This is a genomic window from Pseudomonas sp. R38(2017), assembly GCF_002112395.1.
Lineage (GTDB): Bacteria > Pseudomonadota > Gammaproteobacteria > Pseudomonadales > Pseudomonadaceae > Aquipseudomonas.
Genome location: NZ_NEHN01000005.1, coordinates 318940 through 333859, shown reverse-complemented (window position 1 = coordinate 333859; position 14920 = coordinate 318940). Strand labels below are relative to the sequence as shown.

At 59.6% G+C, this 14920-nt stretch carries 14 protein-coding genes; 9 read left to right on the top strand and 5 right to left on the bottom strand.

What is annotated here, in order from left to right; genetic code table 11:
* Positions 1-195 precede the first annotated feature (195 nt).
* The gene (locus CAF87_RS14580) at positions 196-579 is read right to left on the bottom strand and encodes a tautomerase family protein (protein WP_085732021.1); all 384 of its coding nucleotides are present in this window, start codon (positions 577-579) and stop codon (positions 196-198) included.
* Positions 580-851: 272 nt separating this feature from the next.
* Between CAF87_RS14580 and CAF87_RS14575 the strand changes: the two genes are divergently transcribed.
* The 5 genes from CAF87_RS14575 to CAF87_RS14560 all read left to right on the top strand — a co-directional run bounded on the left by CAF87_RS14575 (position 852) and on the right by CAF87_RS14560 (position 5204).
* Positions 852-1046 (top strand): hypothetical protein, encoded by a 195-nt coding sequence (locus tag CAF87_RS14575; protein WP_085732020.1) that lies wholly within the window; start codon positions 852-854, stop codon positions 1044-1046.
* 48 nt (positions 1047-1094) lie between these two features.
* A complete protein-coding gene (locus CAF87_RS29300) occupies positions 1095-1265 on the top strand; it encodes a hypothetical protein (protein ID WP_167443778.1) in 171 nt (56 codons plus the stop codon).
* A 256-nt stretch (positions 1266-1521) separates the two neighbouring features.
* Positions 1522-2802 (top strand): HAAAP family serine/threonine permease, encoded by a 1281-nt coding sequence (locus CAF87_RS14570; protein WP_085732019.1) that lies wholly within the window; start codon positions 1522-1524, stop codon positions 2800-2802.
* Between the two features lie 136 nt (positions 2803-2938).
* Positions 2939-3556 (top strand): ParB-like protein, encoded by a 618-nt coding sequence (locus tag CAF87_RS14565; RefSeq protein WP_085732018.1) that lies wholly within the window; start codon positions 2939-2941, stop codon positions 3554-3556.
* Positions 3546-5204 carry a SulP family inorganic anion transporter gene (locus tag CAF87_RS14560; RefSeq protein ID WP_085732017.1) on the top strand — a complete coding sequence of 553 codons (1659 nt, stop codon included), beginning with the start codon at positions 3546-3548 and terminating at the stop codon, positions 5202-5204. Before CAF87_RS14565 ends, CAF87_RS14560 begins: the two co-directional genes overlap by 11 nt.
* Before the next feature lie 67 nt (positions 5205-5271).
* Here CAF87_RS14560 and acnB read toward each other — a convergent pair whose 3' ends face one another.
* Complete coding sequence (gene acnB, locus CAF87_RS14555; RefSeq protein ID WP_085732016.1) at positions 5272-7881, bottom strand: bifunctional aconitate hydratase 2/2-methylisocitrate dehydratase; 2610 nt, start codon at positions 7879-7881, stop codon at positions 5272-5274.
* A gap of 469 nt (positions 7882-8350) precedes the next feature.
* On the opposite strand from acnB, the gene CAF87_RS14550 reads away from it, so the two are divergent.
* A complete protein-coding gene (locus CAF87_RS14550) occupies positions 8351-8821 on the top strand; it encodes a DUF1289 domain-containing protein (protein WP_085711613.1) in 471 nt (156 codons plus the stop codon).
* A gap of 46 nt (positions 8822-8867) precedes the next feature.
* Here the strand turns inward: CAF87_RS14550 and CAF87_RS14545 are convergent, their stop codons facing one another.
* Complete coding sequence (locus CAF87_RS14545) at positions 8868-9731, bottom strand: universal stress protein (RefSeq protein ID WP_085711476.1); 864 nt, start codon at positions 9729-9731, stop codon at positions 8868-8870.
* Between the two features lie 158 nt (positions 9732-9889).
* On the opposite strand from CAF87_RS14545, the gene CAF87_RS14540 reads away from it, so the two are divergent.
* From CAF87_RS14540 to CAF87_RS14530, 3 genes are all read left to right on the top strand, one after another.
* Entirely contained in the window at positions 9890-10498 is a 609-nt protein-coding gene (locus CAF87_RS14540; RefSeq protein WP_011334764.1) for a tRNA-(ms[2]io[6]A)-hydroxylase, read from the top strand.
* Positions 10499-10637: 139 nt separating this feature from the next.
* Positions 10638-11345, top strand: coding sequence for a winged helix-turn-helix domain-containing protein (locus CAF87_RS14535; protein ID WP_085732015.1), 708 nt, complete (start codon positions 10638-10640; stop codon positions 11343-11345).
* Positions 11346-12632, top strand: coding sequence for an ATP-binding protein (locus CAF87_RS14530; protein WP_085732014.1), 1287 nt, complete (start codon positions 11346-11348; stop codon positions 12630-12632).
* Between the two features lie 33 nt (positions 12633-12665).
* Here CAF87_RS14530 and CAF87_RS14525 read toward each other — a convergent pair whose 3' ends face one another.
* Positions 12666-13565: a bestrophin family protein gene (locus CAF87_RS14525; protein WP_085732013.1), complete on the bottom strand. Its 900-nt coding sequence runs from the start codon at positions 13563-13565 to the stop codon at positions 12666-12668.
* Positions 13566-13593: 28 nt separating this feature from the next.
* On the bottom strand, positions 13594-14592 hold the full coding sequence (gene moaA / locus CAF87_RS14520) for a GTP 3',8-cyclase MoaA (protein ID WP_085732012.1): 999 nt from the start codon (positions 14590-14592) through the stop codon (positions 13594-13596).
* Between the last annotated feature and the right edge of the window lie 328 nt (positions 14593-14920).

The window sequence follows — 14920 nt, the reverse complement described above, 5'->3', positions numbered from 1 at the left end:
GTGATCGTCGGCGTGTCGGTCGCGAAAGTCGTGTCAGAGTGCTGATTGCAGAGCGGTTTGGCAATGGCCGGCATTGCCCCGCACCAGCCAGTGTAGGAGCTGATACGGGGCGCGCGCGGGCGCTTCGTCAGAAGTCGATGTTGGCGGTGCCGAACAACTCGCGGACGCCGCGCCGGCGGATCGCTAGCAGGTGCATCAACTGGCGTACTGGGCGATGCCGTTGCCGAAAGACCAGTTCTCTTTCTTTACTTCGACCAGGTTGATGAACACATCTTCCAGACGGATCGACAGGTGCGTGTTCAGGTTCTGGGCGATGGTCTGGTACAGCGCCTTTTTCTGCTCCAGCGTTCGGCCCTCATTGAGGGTGATCTGGATGATCACCAACTGGTCGCTGCGCTGGATCCCCAGGTATTGAGTATCGAAGACGAAATGCTCGCCGTCGTGCTCGGCCAGGATCTGGAAGTTGTCGTGCTCCGGCACATTGATCGTGCTGCGCATGGCGGCGTAGATCTGCTCACCGACGCGTTTGGTGAAGGTCGGGTCGGGGCGTTTCTTGAGTTCGACGCGGACGAGGGGCATGGGAAGGCTCCATGGGGCAGGGGGCTGGAAAGGGCTGTCAGTCGCTTCGCCATTGGGTATAGCCGAAAATGCCAATCGGTGAGTTTGTTTAAAAACGTTAGGAAACGGATGCCCCGTCCTGCGGGATTTACGGATGTTGCCTACGAGTGCTGCCGGATTTATCCGCTATACGGCGAGATGTGAAGCACGAAACCATAGAGAGCAGGACAGGACGCGCTTTTCAGGATGGAACGGCGACCTGGACCGAAATTGCCATCAGCCAAGGAAGGCCAATGCTTCAGAACAACCGTGAAAACCTGGAACTCGACAGGCTGCATAACGAAACGCGAAAACTTGTGGCTGAAAGGCAGAAGCTTCTGGCGGAAGAAAAGAAGCTGAAGTGGGAGACGTATTTTTATCCAGTCGCGGTAGTGGCCGGCGTGTTAACGGCAAGCGCGGCATTGGCGGGCGTCTTTTTCAGGTTTTGAGCGTTGGCTTTCGCAATCTTCAGACACATGACCCAAAAGGAAATCAACATGAGTACCTATGACGCCAAAGCCAGAATGGAACAATTGGAACGGGAGCACGATGAGTGGGCTGAAAAAATACGAATCAAAAACAGGAAAGAAATGCGCCCGATCTGGGGCTTGCTGGGTCTGGGCATCTTTTGCATGTCCCTTGGCTTCATGTTGGCCCGATCGATTTGATCGGGTTTTCCCCATGACGCATTCGGCGCCGGAACGTGCCATAAAACGACATCAGACGTATCTGTCATCGACAGGTTTTTTCCCAAAAACGACAATCCTCCAATCTGCTCCGTACAACCATTCCTCAGCTAAGTCTTTGCTTCCGCTCATTTATCGCGGAGAATCGCGCCCCTGTTTCGGCCGGAGCATGTCTGTCGGTTTTTTCCGACGCGTCCTGACCGAGTGGCAAGTGACCGGAATGCGGAGATCCGACCGGATGAATGATCAGGCCAATAGCGTCGAACAACGCTTTGAAACGGCAGCACCAGCCCAATTGTCGAGCTGGAATCGCCATGACACTACCTGGATGTTGGGACTGTTCGGGACGGCCATCGGCGCCGGTACCCTGTTTTTGCCGATCAACGCAGGTCTGGGTGGCTTCTGGCCGCTGGTGATCCTCGCGCTGCTGGCATTCCCGATGACTTTCTTCGCACACCGCGGCCTGACCCGCTTCGTGCTCTCCGGTCGTGAAGGCGCCGACATCACTGAGGTGGTGGAACAGCATTTCGGCATCAAGGCCGGCGCGCTGATCACCTTGCTGTACTTCTTCGCAATCTTCCCGATCCTGCTGATCTACAGCGTTGGCCTGACCAACACCGTCGCCAGCTTCCTCGAACACCAACTACACATCACGCCGCCACCGCGCGCGTTGCTGTCGTTCGTGCTGATCCTCGGCCTGCTGGCCGTGGTGCGTTGCGGCGAGCAAGTGATCGTCAAGGCAATGAGCCTGATGGTGTATCCGTTCATCGTTGCGCTGCTGTTCCTCGCCGTGTACCTGATTCCGCACTGGAACGGCGGCATCCTGAGCACCGCTTCGCAGGTGCCGGCGCCGTCGGCGCTGCTGCACACGCTGTGGCTGGCGATTCCGGTGATGGTGTTTTCGTTCAACCACTCGCCGATCATCTCGGCGTTCGCGGTGGACCAGAAGCGTCGTTACGGTGTTCACGCCGACGAGCGCAGTTCGCAGATCCTGTCGCGTGCCCACCTGCTGATGGTGGTGATGGTGCTGTTCTTCGTCTTCAGTTGCGTACTGACCCTGTCGCCGGAGCAACTGGCTGAAGCCAAGGCGCAGAACCTGTCGATCCTGTCGTACCTGGCCAACCACTTCAGCAACCCGACCATTGCGTTCGCGGCGCCGTTGATCGCGTTCGTGGCCATCTCCAAGTCGTTCCTCGGTCACTACATCGGTGCCAGCGAAGGCCTCAAGGGCTTGATCGTGAAAAGCGGCAAGCGCCCGGGTGCCAAGGCACTGGATCGCATTGTTGCAGCGTTCATGCTGGTGGTGTGCTGGATCGTGGCGACCCTGAACCCGAGCATCCTCGGCATGATCGAAACCATCGGAGGCCCGGTCATCGCGGCGATCCTGTTCCTGATGCCGATGTACGCGATCCGCAAAGTGCCAGCGATGGCACGTTATCGCGGCCAGGCGTCGAACGTGTTTGTCACCGCGGTAGGCCTGGTGGCAATTTCGGCGTTGATCTACTCGCTGGCCGCCTGATTCCAGGCCAGCAGCTCCAGACGGGGGCGAGCCATTCGCCCCCGCTTTTGCAAGACCCTCTCAGTGCCTGATCCAGAGCACACATCCCCAGGCATAAACGGCTACGCTTGAAAGGCACTTTTCCCGGAGATGCCTTATGCCCCGTGCCCGACCCCAATTGATCAGCGCCAAACTGGAAAAACTCCATCCCACACAGCTTACGGTCGGCCTCGCCGAAGTCGCCGACAAGCGCCAGGAATGGAAAAAACTCAAACGCAAGGAGCGGGCGGCAGCGCTGGACAATCATTGGTTTCCCAGTGTGCTCGGGCCTGAAGGTGTCTATTACATCGTCGATCACCATCACTTTGGTCTCGCGCTGATCGAAGAAGAGGTCAAGAAGGCCTCCTTGCTAGTGCTCAAAGACCTTTCATTTGTCGACACGGTTACCTTCTGGAACGTGATGAACTTCAACCAGTGGGCACATCCTTACGACGGGCGCGGTGTCCGGCGCACCTTTGAAGCCATTCCCAAATCCATTGCCGATCTGCAGGACGACCCTTATCGCAGCCTCGCTGGACGCTTGCGCCGGGCCGGTGGCTACGCCAAGGACGCCACGCCCTACAGCGAGTTTCTCTGGGCGGATTTCTTTCGCAGCCGCATTGCCAGTGATCAGATCCGTGACCTCAGTCCCAAATTGCAGACGAAAGCCATGAATTTGGCCCGCAGTCAGGACGCTCGGTATCTGCCAGGGTGGGTGGGTCCGATTGTCAACTGAATCCCTAAACGCTTCCTCCCGACCCGAAGTACAAAGTCGCAGTCAGGACCTGCTGGCCGGGTTGTCGATTGCCGGTCTGTTGCTGCCCGAGGCCGTGGCGTATTCCAGCATTGCCGCGTTGCCGCCCCAGGCCGGGGTGATCGCGTTGTTCGCCGGGCTGCTGTGTTACGCATTGATGGGCACCAGCCGCTTTGCTGTGGTCTCGGCCACGTCGTCATCGGCGGCAGTGCTGGCGGCTGCCACGGCCTCGCTGGCTGGCGGCGATCCGGCATTGCGTCTGAGTCTGGCGGTCGGTCTGGTGATGATGACCGGTGTGCTGTTTCTGCTGGCGGGGCTGTTCAAGCTTGGCAGTGTGACGTCCTTCATCGCCAAACCGGTGTTGCGTGGCTTCGCACTGGGATTGGCAGTGACGATCATCCTCAAGCAGGTGGCGAGCGTCGTTGATGTCCACCTGACTGAGAGCAACCTGGTTCGCTTTCTGCCGCAGTTGATTGAGCAGTGGTCGAAATGGAATCTGGCAGGTGCCGGTGTAGCGCTGGTGGCGTTGCTGGTGCTGATGGCCTGTGCCCGTTTTCGCCGGGTGCCGGGCGGGCTGATCGTCGTGGCACTGGGCATTACCGCCAGCCAATGGCTGAACCTGCCGGCCTACGGGGTGAAGCTGATCGGGGGTATCGATCTGGCGCTGGAGATGCCGCAGTTGCCGAACATGCCGTTTGCCGACTGGCTGCGTCTGGGTGAACTGGCGTTTGCCATGGTGATGATTCTGTATGCCGAATCCTATGGTTCGATCAGCTCGTTTGCCCTGAAGCATGGCGACCGTGTGTCCTCGAATCGCGATCTGCTGGCTCTTGGCGCGTCCAATCTGGTGTCGGGCCTGTTTCACGGCATGCCCGCCGGTGCCGGGTATTCGGCAACGTCGGCCAATGAGGCGGCGGGCGCTACATCACGGTTGGCGGGAGTTGTCGCGGCGGCAGTGGTGTTGCTGATCGTTTTGACTGTGCTGCCTTACATCGCCCTGACCCCGGAGCCGGTACTGGCCGCGATTGTGATTCACGCCTTGGGACGGGCGCTGAGCCTGCAACCGCTGGGTCGCTACTTCATCTGGCGACGTGATCGCTTGCTGGTGATTTGCGCGGTGGCGGCGGTGCTGGTGCTGGGCGTGCTCGACGGTTTGCTGCTGGCGGTGGCGATCAGCGTGGTGCTGATGCTCAAGCAGATGTCATCGGCGGATATCCAGGTGCTGGGGCAAATGGGCGGTGGTCACGACTATGTCGACGTGCAGCGCCATCCGGATGCCCGGGAAATCCCCGGCGTGTTGATCGTGCGGCCGAGTGAGGCACTGTTTTTCGCTAACGTGGAACGGATTCTCGGCGGCGCGCTGCGGCTGGCCCGCCATGCGCCGACGGCGGTGCACACGATCATCCTGAGTCTGGAAGAGTCGCCGGATCTGGATGGCACCAGCATCGAAGCGCTGGAAGCGTTCTTCCTGCAGGTGCGGGCCGAAGACAAGCTGTTGATTCTGGCGCGCCTCAAGCATGAGGCGCAGACCGTACTGGCACAACTGCCAGCGCTGGAGCTCGAGCAGGTGCTGTTGAGCGGATTGAGTGTGGATGAGGCGGTTCAGCAAGCGCTCAAGCTGAATGCATGAGTTTTCACAGGCATAAAAAAACGCCGCCCATCGCGAGATGAGCGGCGTTTTTCATTGCGTTGCAGCGTTAGGCTTGAACGACCGGAATCTTGGCGTTCGCAGCAGCTTCACGGAACTCGGCAATCTGGTCGAAGGACAGGTAGCGGTAAACATCGGCCGCCATGCTGTCGATCTTGCCAGCGTATTCCATGTACTCCTCGACGGTCGGCAGGCGACCCAGGATCGAAGCAACGGACGCCAGCTCAGCCGAAGCCAGGTAGACGTTCGCGCCGTCGCCCAGACGGTTCGGGAAGTTACGGGTCGAAGTCGACACCACGGTGCTGTTCGGCTCAACGCGTGCCTGGTTACCCATGCACAGCGAGCAGCCTGGCATTTCCATGCGTGCGCCGGCCTTGCCGTAGATGCCGTAGTAGCCTTCCTCGGTCAGTTGGTGAGCGTCCATCTTGGTCGGCGGCGACAGCCACAGACGGGTTGGCAGCTGACCCTTGACCTGATCCAGCAGTTTACCGGCAGCGCGGAAGTGACCGATGTTGGTCATGCACGAACCGATGAACACTTCGTCGATCTTCTCGCCAGCAACGCTGGACAGCAGACGGGCATCGTCCGGGTCGTTCGGCGCGCACAGTACAGGCTCATTGATGTCGGCCAGATCGATTTCGATGACTTCGGCGTATTCGGCGTCGGCATCGGCTTCCATCAGTTGCGGGTTGGCGATCCAGGCTTCCATCGCTTGAGCACGACGTTCCAGGGTACGCGCATCGCCGTAGCCTTCGCCGATCATCCAGCGCAGCAGGGTGATGTTGGACTGCAGGTACTCGGTGATCGACTCTTTCGACAGCTTGATGGTGCAACCGGCAGCCGAACGTTCGGCCGAGGCGTCGGACAGTTCGAACGCCTGTTCCAGGGTCAGACCTTCCAGGCCTTCGATTTCCAGGATGCGGCCGGAGAAGGCGTTTTTCTTGCCTTTCTTCTCGACGGTCAGCAGACCGTTCTGGATAGCGAAGTAAGGAATGGCATGAACCAGGTCACGCAGGGTGATGCCAGGTTTCATTTTGCCTTTGAAGCGCACCAGGATCGATTCCGGCATGTCCAGCGGCATGACGCCGGTGGCTGCGGCGAACGCGACCAGACCGGAACCGGCCGGGAACGAGATGCCCATCGGGAAACGGGTGTGCGAGTCGCCACCGGTACCTACGGTGTCCGGCAGCAGCATGCGGTTCAGCCACGAGTGGATGATGCCGTCGCCCGGACGCAGGGAAACGCCGCCGCGGGTCATGATGAAGTCAGGCAGGGTGTGGTGAGTGGTCACGTCGATCGGCTTTGGATAAGCCGCGGTATGGCAGAAGGACTGCATCACCAGATCAGCGGAGAAGCCCAGGCACGCCAGGTCTTTCAGTTCGTCACGGGTCATTGGACCGGTGGTGTCCTGAGAACCTACGGTGGTCATCTTCGGTTCGCAGTAGGTGCCAGGACGGATGCCTTTGCCTTCTGCCAGACCGCAGGCCTTGCCGACCATTTTCTGCGCCAGGGTGTAACCCTTGGTGCTTTCGGCCGGTGCTTCAGGCTTCTTGAACAGGTCGAACGCAGGCAGACCCAGCTCGGCGCGAGCCTTCTCGGTCAGGCCACGGCCGATGATCAGCGGGATACGGCCGCCGGCGCGGACTTCGTCCAGCAGGACCGGGGTCTTCATTTCGAAGGTGGTGATGACTTCGTCGGTACCGTGCTTGCAGACTTTGCCAGCGTGCGGGTACAGGTCGATCACGTCGCCCATGTTCATGTTCGATACGTCGAACTCGATTGGCAGTGCGCCGGCATCTTCCATGGTGTTGTAGAAGATCGGAGCGATTTTGCTGCCGAAGCAGAAACCGCCAGCGCGCTTGTTCGGCACGTAAGGGATGTCGTCGCCGAAGAACCACAGAACCGAGTTGGTCGCCGATTTACGCGAGGAACCGGTACCGACCACGTCACCGACGTAGGCGATAGGGAAGCCCTGGCCGCGCATTTCTTCGATCTGCTTCATCGGGCCGGTCTTGCCTTGCTCGTCCGGAACGATGCCGTCACGGGCCATTTTCAGCATGGCCAGGGCGTGCAGCGGGATGTCTGGACGCGACCAGGCGTCAGGAGCAGGGGACAGGTCGTCGGTGTTGGTTTCGCCGGTCACCTTGAAGACGCGCAGGCTGATCTTGTCGGCCAGCACAGGGCGCTTCTTGAACCACTCGCCGTCAGCCCAGGATTGCAGCACGGCCTTGGCGTGAACGTTGCCGTTCTTGGCTTTTTCAGCCACGTCGTGGAAGGCATCGAACATCAGCAGGGTGTGCTTGAGTTCTTCAGCGGCCACTGGCGCCAGCTCGGCGTTGTCCAGCAGTTCGACCAGGGTCACGATGTTGTAGCCGCCCTGCATGGTGCCGAGCAGTTCTACAGCGCGCTTTTTGTCCAGCAGAGGGGAGGAGACTTCGCCCTTGGCCAGTGCTGAGAGGAAACCGGCCTTGACGTAGGCGGCTTCGTCCACTCCTGGTGGTACGCGATTGGTGATCAGGTCAACGAGGAAAGCTTCTTCGCCAGCCGGAGGATTCTTCAGCAGCTCGACCAGGCCTGCAGTTTGTTCGGCGTTAAGCGGCTGGGGAACGATACCCAGGGCTGCACGCTCTTCGATATGTTTGCGGTAGGCTTCAAGCACAGTTATTACCCTCATCAGTGGTCCCAAATGGGTGTCCGGGACGCTCATCCCGAAATTGCCGTACTCATGCTCCTCACGACGTTGTGGGTCGTTCGGCCAGAATTACCGGCAATTCCTTACAGAAGCTGCTTTCAAAGTTTTACGCCTGCAGAACGGGGAGCTGATGAGGGTTGGCGTTGGGCTTTTCCCCGCTGGAAAAACCCATCGCCAACACCGCTCTGAAGGAACGACTGTGCTCGTGACGCTTTGAAAACAGCTTCTAACGGACATTGGCGCCTAAAAAGGCTGGCTGATTCTACGGCAAAAAAAATTTAAAGGTAAGTCGCGCTCTATTGGACTTTGGTTGCGTTGTGCACGGGTGGGGCAAACCTTGATCCAGCCCTTGTCCCTGACGTTTGAGGGGTGATGAATACCGGACAAAGGGCTAACATGCCGACCTGTTCCGCGTTTCAAGTGTTTTGCCCATTCTATGCCCAATCAGACCATCAAGACCCCCTGCGTCGGCCTCTGCTCCACTGTTTACGGTGATCTGGTGTGCCGTGGCTGCAAGCGTTTCCACCACGAAGTGATCCACTGGAACGGTTACAACGAAGAGGAAAAACGTGCGGTATGGCTGCGTCTTGAACAATTGCTGTCACAAGTGATGGCCAGCAAGGTCGAGGTCTTCGACCCGGCGCGCCTGCGCCAGCAGCTTGAACAGCGCAAGATCCGCTTCGTGCCGCATCAGTCGGAATATTGCTGGGCGTATCAGCTGATCGCGCGAGGCGCGCGGGTGATCATTAATCTGGAAGCCTACGGGATGGTGCTGCTGCCGGAGTTTCGCGACTGGAACCTGCCGGAACTGCGCGATGCCATTGATCGGGAATTTTTCCTGCTGTCGGAAGCGCATTATCAGCGCTACATCGCGCCCGGTTTCCTCAAGGATGCGCTCGGCGAGTGAGCGTTACCTGTGGCGAGTGAGCTCGCCACAGGATGACCCGCAATGTTTAATGCTTCACCGCCAATTCCACCAAATGGTCTTCAACCTCCTGCGGCTTGAGCACCAGCACATCACTTTCCAGCGCATCCAGCACTACTTCGGCGGTATTGCCGATCAATGCCCCTGAAAGCCCGGTTCGCGCCACGGTGCCAATCACCGTCACGGCGGCCTGCAGCTTGTGCGCCATGAACGGAATCAGCACGTCCGCCGGGCCTTCCTCGACATGCAAATGCTCGTCATCGACATCGAATTCAGCCTGGAATGCCCGGCATTGCTCGCGATAGCGTGCCTCGATGGTTTCCTTGAGCTGGAAGGTCGGATCCGCCGCCGAGAGCATCGGTGACGGATGGGCGGTAATCACGTGCAGATGCCCTTTGGCCAGACTGGCGATGTCATAGCCGTGGTCGATGATGGTGGTGTGCAGGTGGCGGTGTTCGCCATCGGCATTACCCACATCGACAGCGGCCAGAATCACTCGGTCCTTCCAGGAGGCGGAGGTTTTCACCAGCAGCACCGGGGTCGGGCAGTGGCGCAGCAGTTTCCAGTCCGCCGGGGTCAGCAGGGCCTTTTTCAGCGAACTGTCGGGGAAATGCTGCTTGATCACCAGCCCGCAGCCTTCGGCCTGCTGCACGTCGATGATGGTTTCGTGCAGGCTCTCGTTCCACGCCTGTTCAGTGGTGACGCTATAGCCGTCCGCCAAAAGCGCGGCCTTGAGCACGCTGAGCATACCGGCGTGATCGTGCTTCTTGTCGCAGACCAGCAGGTGCAAATGGGCCTGGGTCACCCCGGCGATCAGCTTGGCGCGCTTGAGCGCCAGACTTTCCGCGTGTTCGGGTTCGATGACCACCAGAATGCTGCGAATGGCTTGCATGAGTGAGTCTCCAGCAATGAAAAGGCACGGCGTTGCACAACTATAGTTGCTGCGCATCCGTCCGCGACTTGATGCATATCAAGGGCTGGCGCTGGTGGTCTGCGGGCAGGCCGGTATAATCGGCGCCCTTCGCTCGAACACCTTTGACCGTGAGCCCCATGATCCTTCCCGAAATCCACGAATTCCTTGGCTGCCGCACGCCAGACGCCTGGGTGCAGGCCGCGCTGGCCGATCAGGAAACCCTGCTGATCGACCACAAGAACTGCGAGTTCAAGGCCGCCAGCACCGCGTTGAGCCTGATCGCCAAGTACCATTCCCATGTCGATCTGATCAACATGATGTCGCGTCTGGCCCGGGAAGAACTGGTGCACCACGAACAGGTCATGCGCATCATGAAACGGCGCAAGATCGAACTGCGCCAGCTCCACGCCGGCCGTTATGCCTCGAGCCTGCGCAAAGTGGTGCGCAGCCACGAACCGGTAAAACTGGTCGATACCCTGGTGGTCGGCGCCTTCATCGAAGCCCGCAGTTGTGAACGTTTCGAAGCACTGGTGCCGCATCTGGACGAAGAACTCGGTAAGTTCTATTTCGGCCTGCTGAAAAGCGAGGCCCGGCATTTCCAGGGTTACCTGAAACTCGCCTATCAGTACGGCGACGCCAAGGACATTGCCCAGGTGATCGAGAGAGTCCGCGCCGCCGAGCAGGACCTGATCGAATCGCCGGACGAGGAATTCCGTTTCCACAGCGGCGTGCCTGTCGCGGCATGAATTGTTAAAAACTCTTAAGAGTATGAAACATCAACGAAAACCGGCCCAAGTGGCCGGTTTTTGCTGCCCGCGACAAACGTCTCGCCCGCGAATGCCGCCATAATGGCGCCCACTTCACTGAGGGTTGGCGACGGTTGTTATGGATAACCTGGGTTTTGGCAGAGTCCTGCTGGTGGAAGACGATGAGCGCCTGGCCGCGCTGATCGCACACTTTCTCGAACAACATGGCTACGAGGTACGCACCGTGCATCGCGGCGATCTGGCCGTGGCCGCGTTTCTCGAATTCAAGCCCAAAGTCGTGGTGCTCGACCTGATGTTGCCGGGGCAAAGCGGCCTGCATGTATGCCGGGAAGTCCGCAGCGTGTCGGACACGCCGATTGTCATCCTGACGGCCAAGGAAGACGACCTCGACCATATTCTGGGCCTGGAGTCCGGGGCCGACGATTACGTGATCAAACCGATCAAGCCGCCGGTGCTGCTGGCGCGACTGCGTGCCCTGCAACGCCGGCAGGTGCCGGACAGTGGCGTGGTCAGCTCTCTGGAGTTCGGCAATCTGATCATCGATCGCAGTTGCCGCGAAGTGCGTCTGGCGGGCGAACTGATCGAGCTGACCACCATGGAATTCGAATTGCTGTGGCTGCTGGCCAGCGCCGCCGGCAATATCCTGTCGCGCGATGACATTCTCAACCGCATGCGCGGCATCGCTTTCGACGGTCTCAATCGCAGCGTCGATGTGTACATCAGCAAGTTGCGCAACAAACTCAAGGACAATCCCCGCGAACCGGTGTGCATCAAGACCGTGTGGGGCAAGGGCTATCTGTTCAATCCGTTCGCGTGGGAGTTGTAGATGCTGCGGTTATTTCTGGGGCTGTTTCTGGTGATGACAGTCGGGCTGGTGGCGGCACTGCAAACCGTCGAACACACCTTCAACGCGTTGCTCGACAACCAGATGCAGGCCTACAACCGCGAGGCGGTGCGGGGCCAGGCCTGGTCGCTGATCGAGCACATGCGTGACCAGCAAGGTGCGGCGCGCGAGGCGCAACTGGAGGCGCTGCGCCCGCACTACGGGTTGACGCTGAGTCTGGTCGAGGCCGATCAACTGAACCTCAACGATGAGGAAAAAGCCGAACTGGCCCAGGGCCTGCTGGTGATCCGTCACGACTACACCCAGTTCATCAGCAACATCGACGGTGGTTCGCAACTGCTCAGCATCAAATTGCCGCCCGAGCCGAGCCTGATGCCGTTCTACATCGCTGCGGCCTATCTGATGCTGGCGGTGCTGCTCGGCATCGTCCTGTACTTCTGGGTCCGTCCGCACTGGCGCGATCTGGAAAAACTGCGACTGGCCGCCGAGCGCTTCGGCGACAACGACCTCTCGGTACGGATCCAGCTGTCCAAACGTTCGAACATCCGCGACCTGGCCGGCCACTTCAACCTGATGGCGGCGCGCATCGAAGGCCTGATCGCCAATCAGCGTGAACTGACCAACGCCGTGTCTCATGAACTGCGCACGCCGATTGCCCGGTTGTCGTTCGAACTCGACCAGCTCAAGCAACAGCCGGACGCCAGCCAGAACCGCGAACTGATCGCCGACATGTACGCCGACCTTGGCGAACTGGAAGAAATGGTCTCCGAACTGCTGACTTACGCCAGCCTTGAGCGCGGCGCGACGGTCATCACTCGCGAAAACATTCAGGCCGCCAACTGGCTCGACAGTGTGGTGGGCAGTGTAGCCCTGGAAGCCGAGGCGGCCGGGGTGCAACTGTTGATAGGCGAATGCCGGGTCGAAGAGGTGCGGATCGAGCCTCGCTTCATGGCGCGGGCGGTGATCAATCTGCTGCGCAACGCCATTCGTTATGCTGAACAGCGGGTCGAGGTGTCGCTGGTGCGCATCGGCGATCAGTACGAAGTGCAGGTCAACGACGACGGGCCGGGCGTGCCGCTGGAAGGACGGGAGAAAATCTTCGAACCGTTCTCGCGCCTGGACGCCAGCCGCGACCGCCGCACGGGCGGCTTCGGCCTCGGTCTGGCGCTGGTGCGGCGGGTGTCGCAGTCCCATGGTGGGCAGGTCGAGGTCGGCGATTCACCGTGGGGCGGCGCTTCGTTTCGCATGACCTGGGCGCATCTGGATTGATGACTTTCCTTCCCCAAAGGGGAAGGCAGTCGATTAACTGAGGACGTAGTCCACCGGTTTCAGCGCCGGTGGCAAAGGCTCAGTCCCCAGCTCCGCCAGAATATCCCGCTCGATACCCCGCACCAGCGCATCGGTCGGCAAATCGTTTTCATCCCGGCCGAACGGGTCTTCCAGCTCATCGGCAATCGCATCCAGGCCGAAGAAGGTGTAGCTGACAATCGCCGTGAACAGCGGCGTCAGCCAGCCCAGCGGTTCGGCCATGGCGAACGGCAGCAGGATGCAGAACAGGTAGATCGTGCGGTGCAGCAGCAGGGTGTAAGGGAAGGGCAGCGGGGTGTTCTTGATCCGCTCGCACACTGCTTGTGCCTGGGTCAGGCTGGTCAGGTGGTTGGCCAGCAGCATGTAGCGCCATTCGCTGAGATCGCCCGCTTCATGCAGATCGGAACATTGCTGGCCGACGGTTTGCAGGATGCGCCCGCTGTAGTCCGGCACCTGTGCGTCGTGTCGCGGGGTGGTCCACTCGGCGCTGGCGGCGGCTTCGTCTTCCCGGCGCAGTCGCGCATTCAGCGCGTGAGCAAAACCGCACAGGTTGAGCAGCAACAGGCGACGCTGTGCCGATTCGCGGATCACATGGGTTTCGCGAATTACCGAGCGCACATGCACGATCACTTCGCCCCAGGCCTTGCGCGCTTCGTACCAGCGGTCGTAACAGGCGTTGTTGCGAAAGTTCATGAAGATCGACAGCGACAGGCCAAGCAAGGTGAACGGCGTGGCGTTGACCTTGGTGAAGTTGCTCGGGTGGAGCATTTCCACCAGCACGATGGCCGACGCCAGCAGCGTGACCATCAGGGTGCGCAGGGCGATGCGCTTGGCAATCGAACCCTTGAGGGTAAACAGGACGGCGAACTGATTGATCTTGGGCCGGATGATCATGCTTTTTTTGCCTTGAAAACGTGGCGGTTCAGCCGCCGGTCATGTTCATGAAACGCACCACTTGCACGTCGTCGTTCACTTCAAAGTTGTGCCGGTAAGGCTTGAGCTTCATCGCGTCGATGATCGCTTTCTCCAGTCGCTCCGGTTGGCCGGGGTGGGCACGCAGTACCGCTTTCAGATCCATAGAATGTTCGTTACCCAGACACATTAGCAAACGCCCCTCGACCGTCAGCCGCACCCGGTTGCAGGTACCGCAGAAGTTATGGCTGTGGGGCGAGATGAACCCCAGTCGAATGTGCGGCGCTTCTGCCAGCCGCCAGTAGCGCGACGGGCCCTGGGTCGACTCGGCAGAGTCGATCAGCGTGTAGCGCTCGGCGATCCGCTCGCGCACCTGAGTGCTTGAGAAAAACGACTCGGCGCGGCTGTGTTCGCTGATGATGCCCAGCGGCATTTCCTCGATAAAGGAAATGTCCAGATCCCGCTCGATGGCGAACTGCACCAGGTCGTTGATCTCGTGATCGTTGCGGCCCTGCATCACCACGCAGTTGAGTTTAGTGTGGGTAAATCCGGCCTCGCGGGCGGCATCGATGCCGTTGATCACTTGTGCCAGGTCGCCGGTGCGGGTCATCTGCTTGAAGCGTTCGGCATCGAGGCTGTCGAGACTGACGTTGAGGCGTTTGACCCCGGCGTCGAACAGCGGGCCGGCGAGTTTGCCGAGCTGCGAGCCGTTGGTGGTCAGGCACAGTTCGCGCAGGCCGGGCAGGGCAGCAATTTGCTTGCACAACCCGACGACGCCGGGACGAATCAACGGCTCGCCCCCGGTCAGGCGGATCTTGCGGGTGCCCAGCGCAACGAAGCTCTGCGCCAGTTGATAGATCTCCTCCAGCGTCAACACCCGTTGGCGCGGCAGGAACTGCATGTCTTCGGCCATGCAATATACGCAGCGAAAGTCGCAGCGGTCGGTGACCGACATGCGCAGGTAGTCGACGCGGCGGTTGTAACCATCGATCAAGACGCGCTCTGACATGACAGCCTCGCTTGGGTGAAATCCGCTATTGAAGGGATTGGGTCGGCGCAGGTTATGAGCAACTTATGACAGCGTCCAATCACTATTAATGACCGGCCGATTGATGCTGTCGATGATGAAATAATTATTCGGGTTCTTGCGCCTCTTAGTTTTGCAAGTGACCGGATTTAAAGGGTTTAAAGCCGTGATAGACGCTTTCGATAACGCAGTCATTAATAGCGATTAGACAAGTTTTTGCAGCGGTTCATATCCTTGGCCCCGTCAAACGAAACGACGGCTTTTGAACTTGAAAGTCAGTCGTCGCTGTTTAAATCCGATCAGGTTTTTG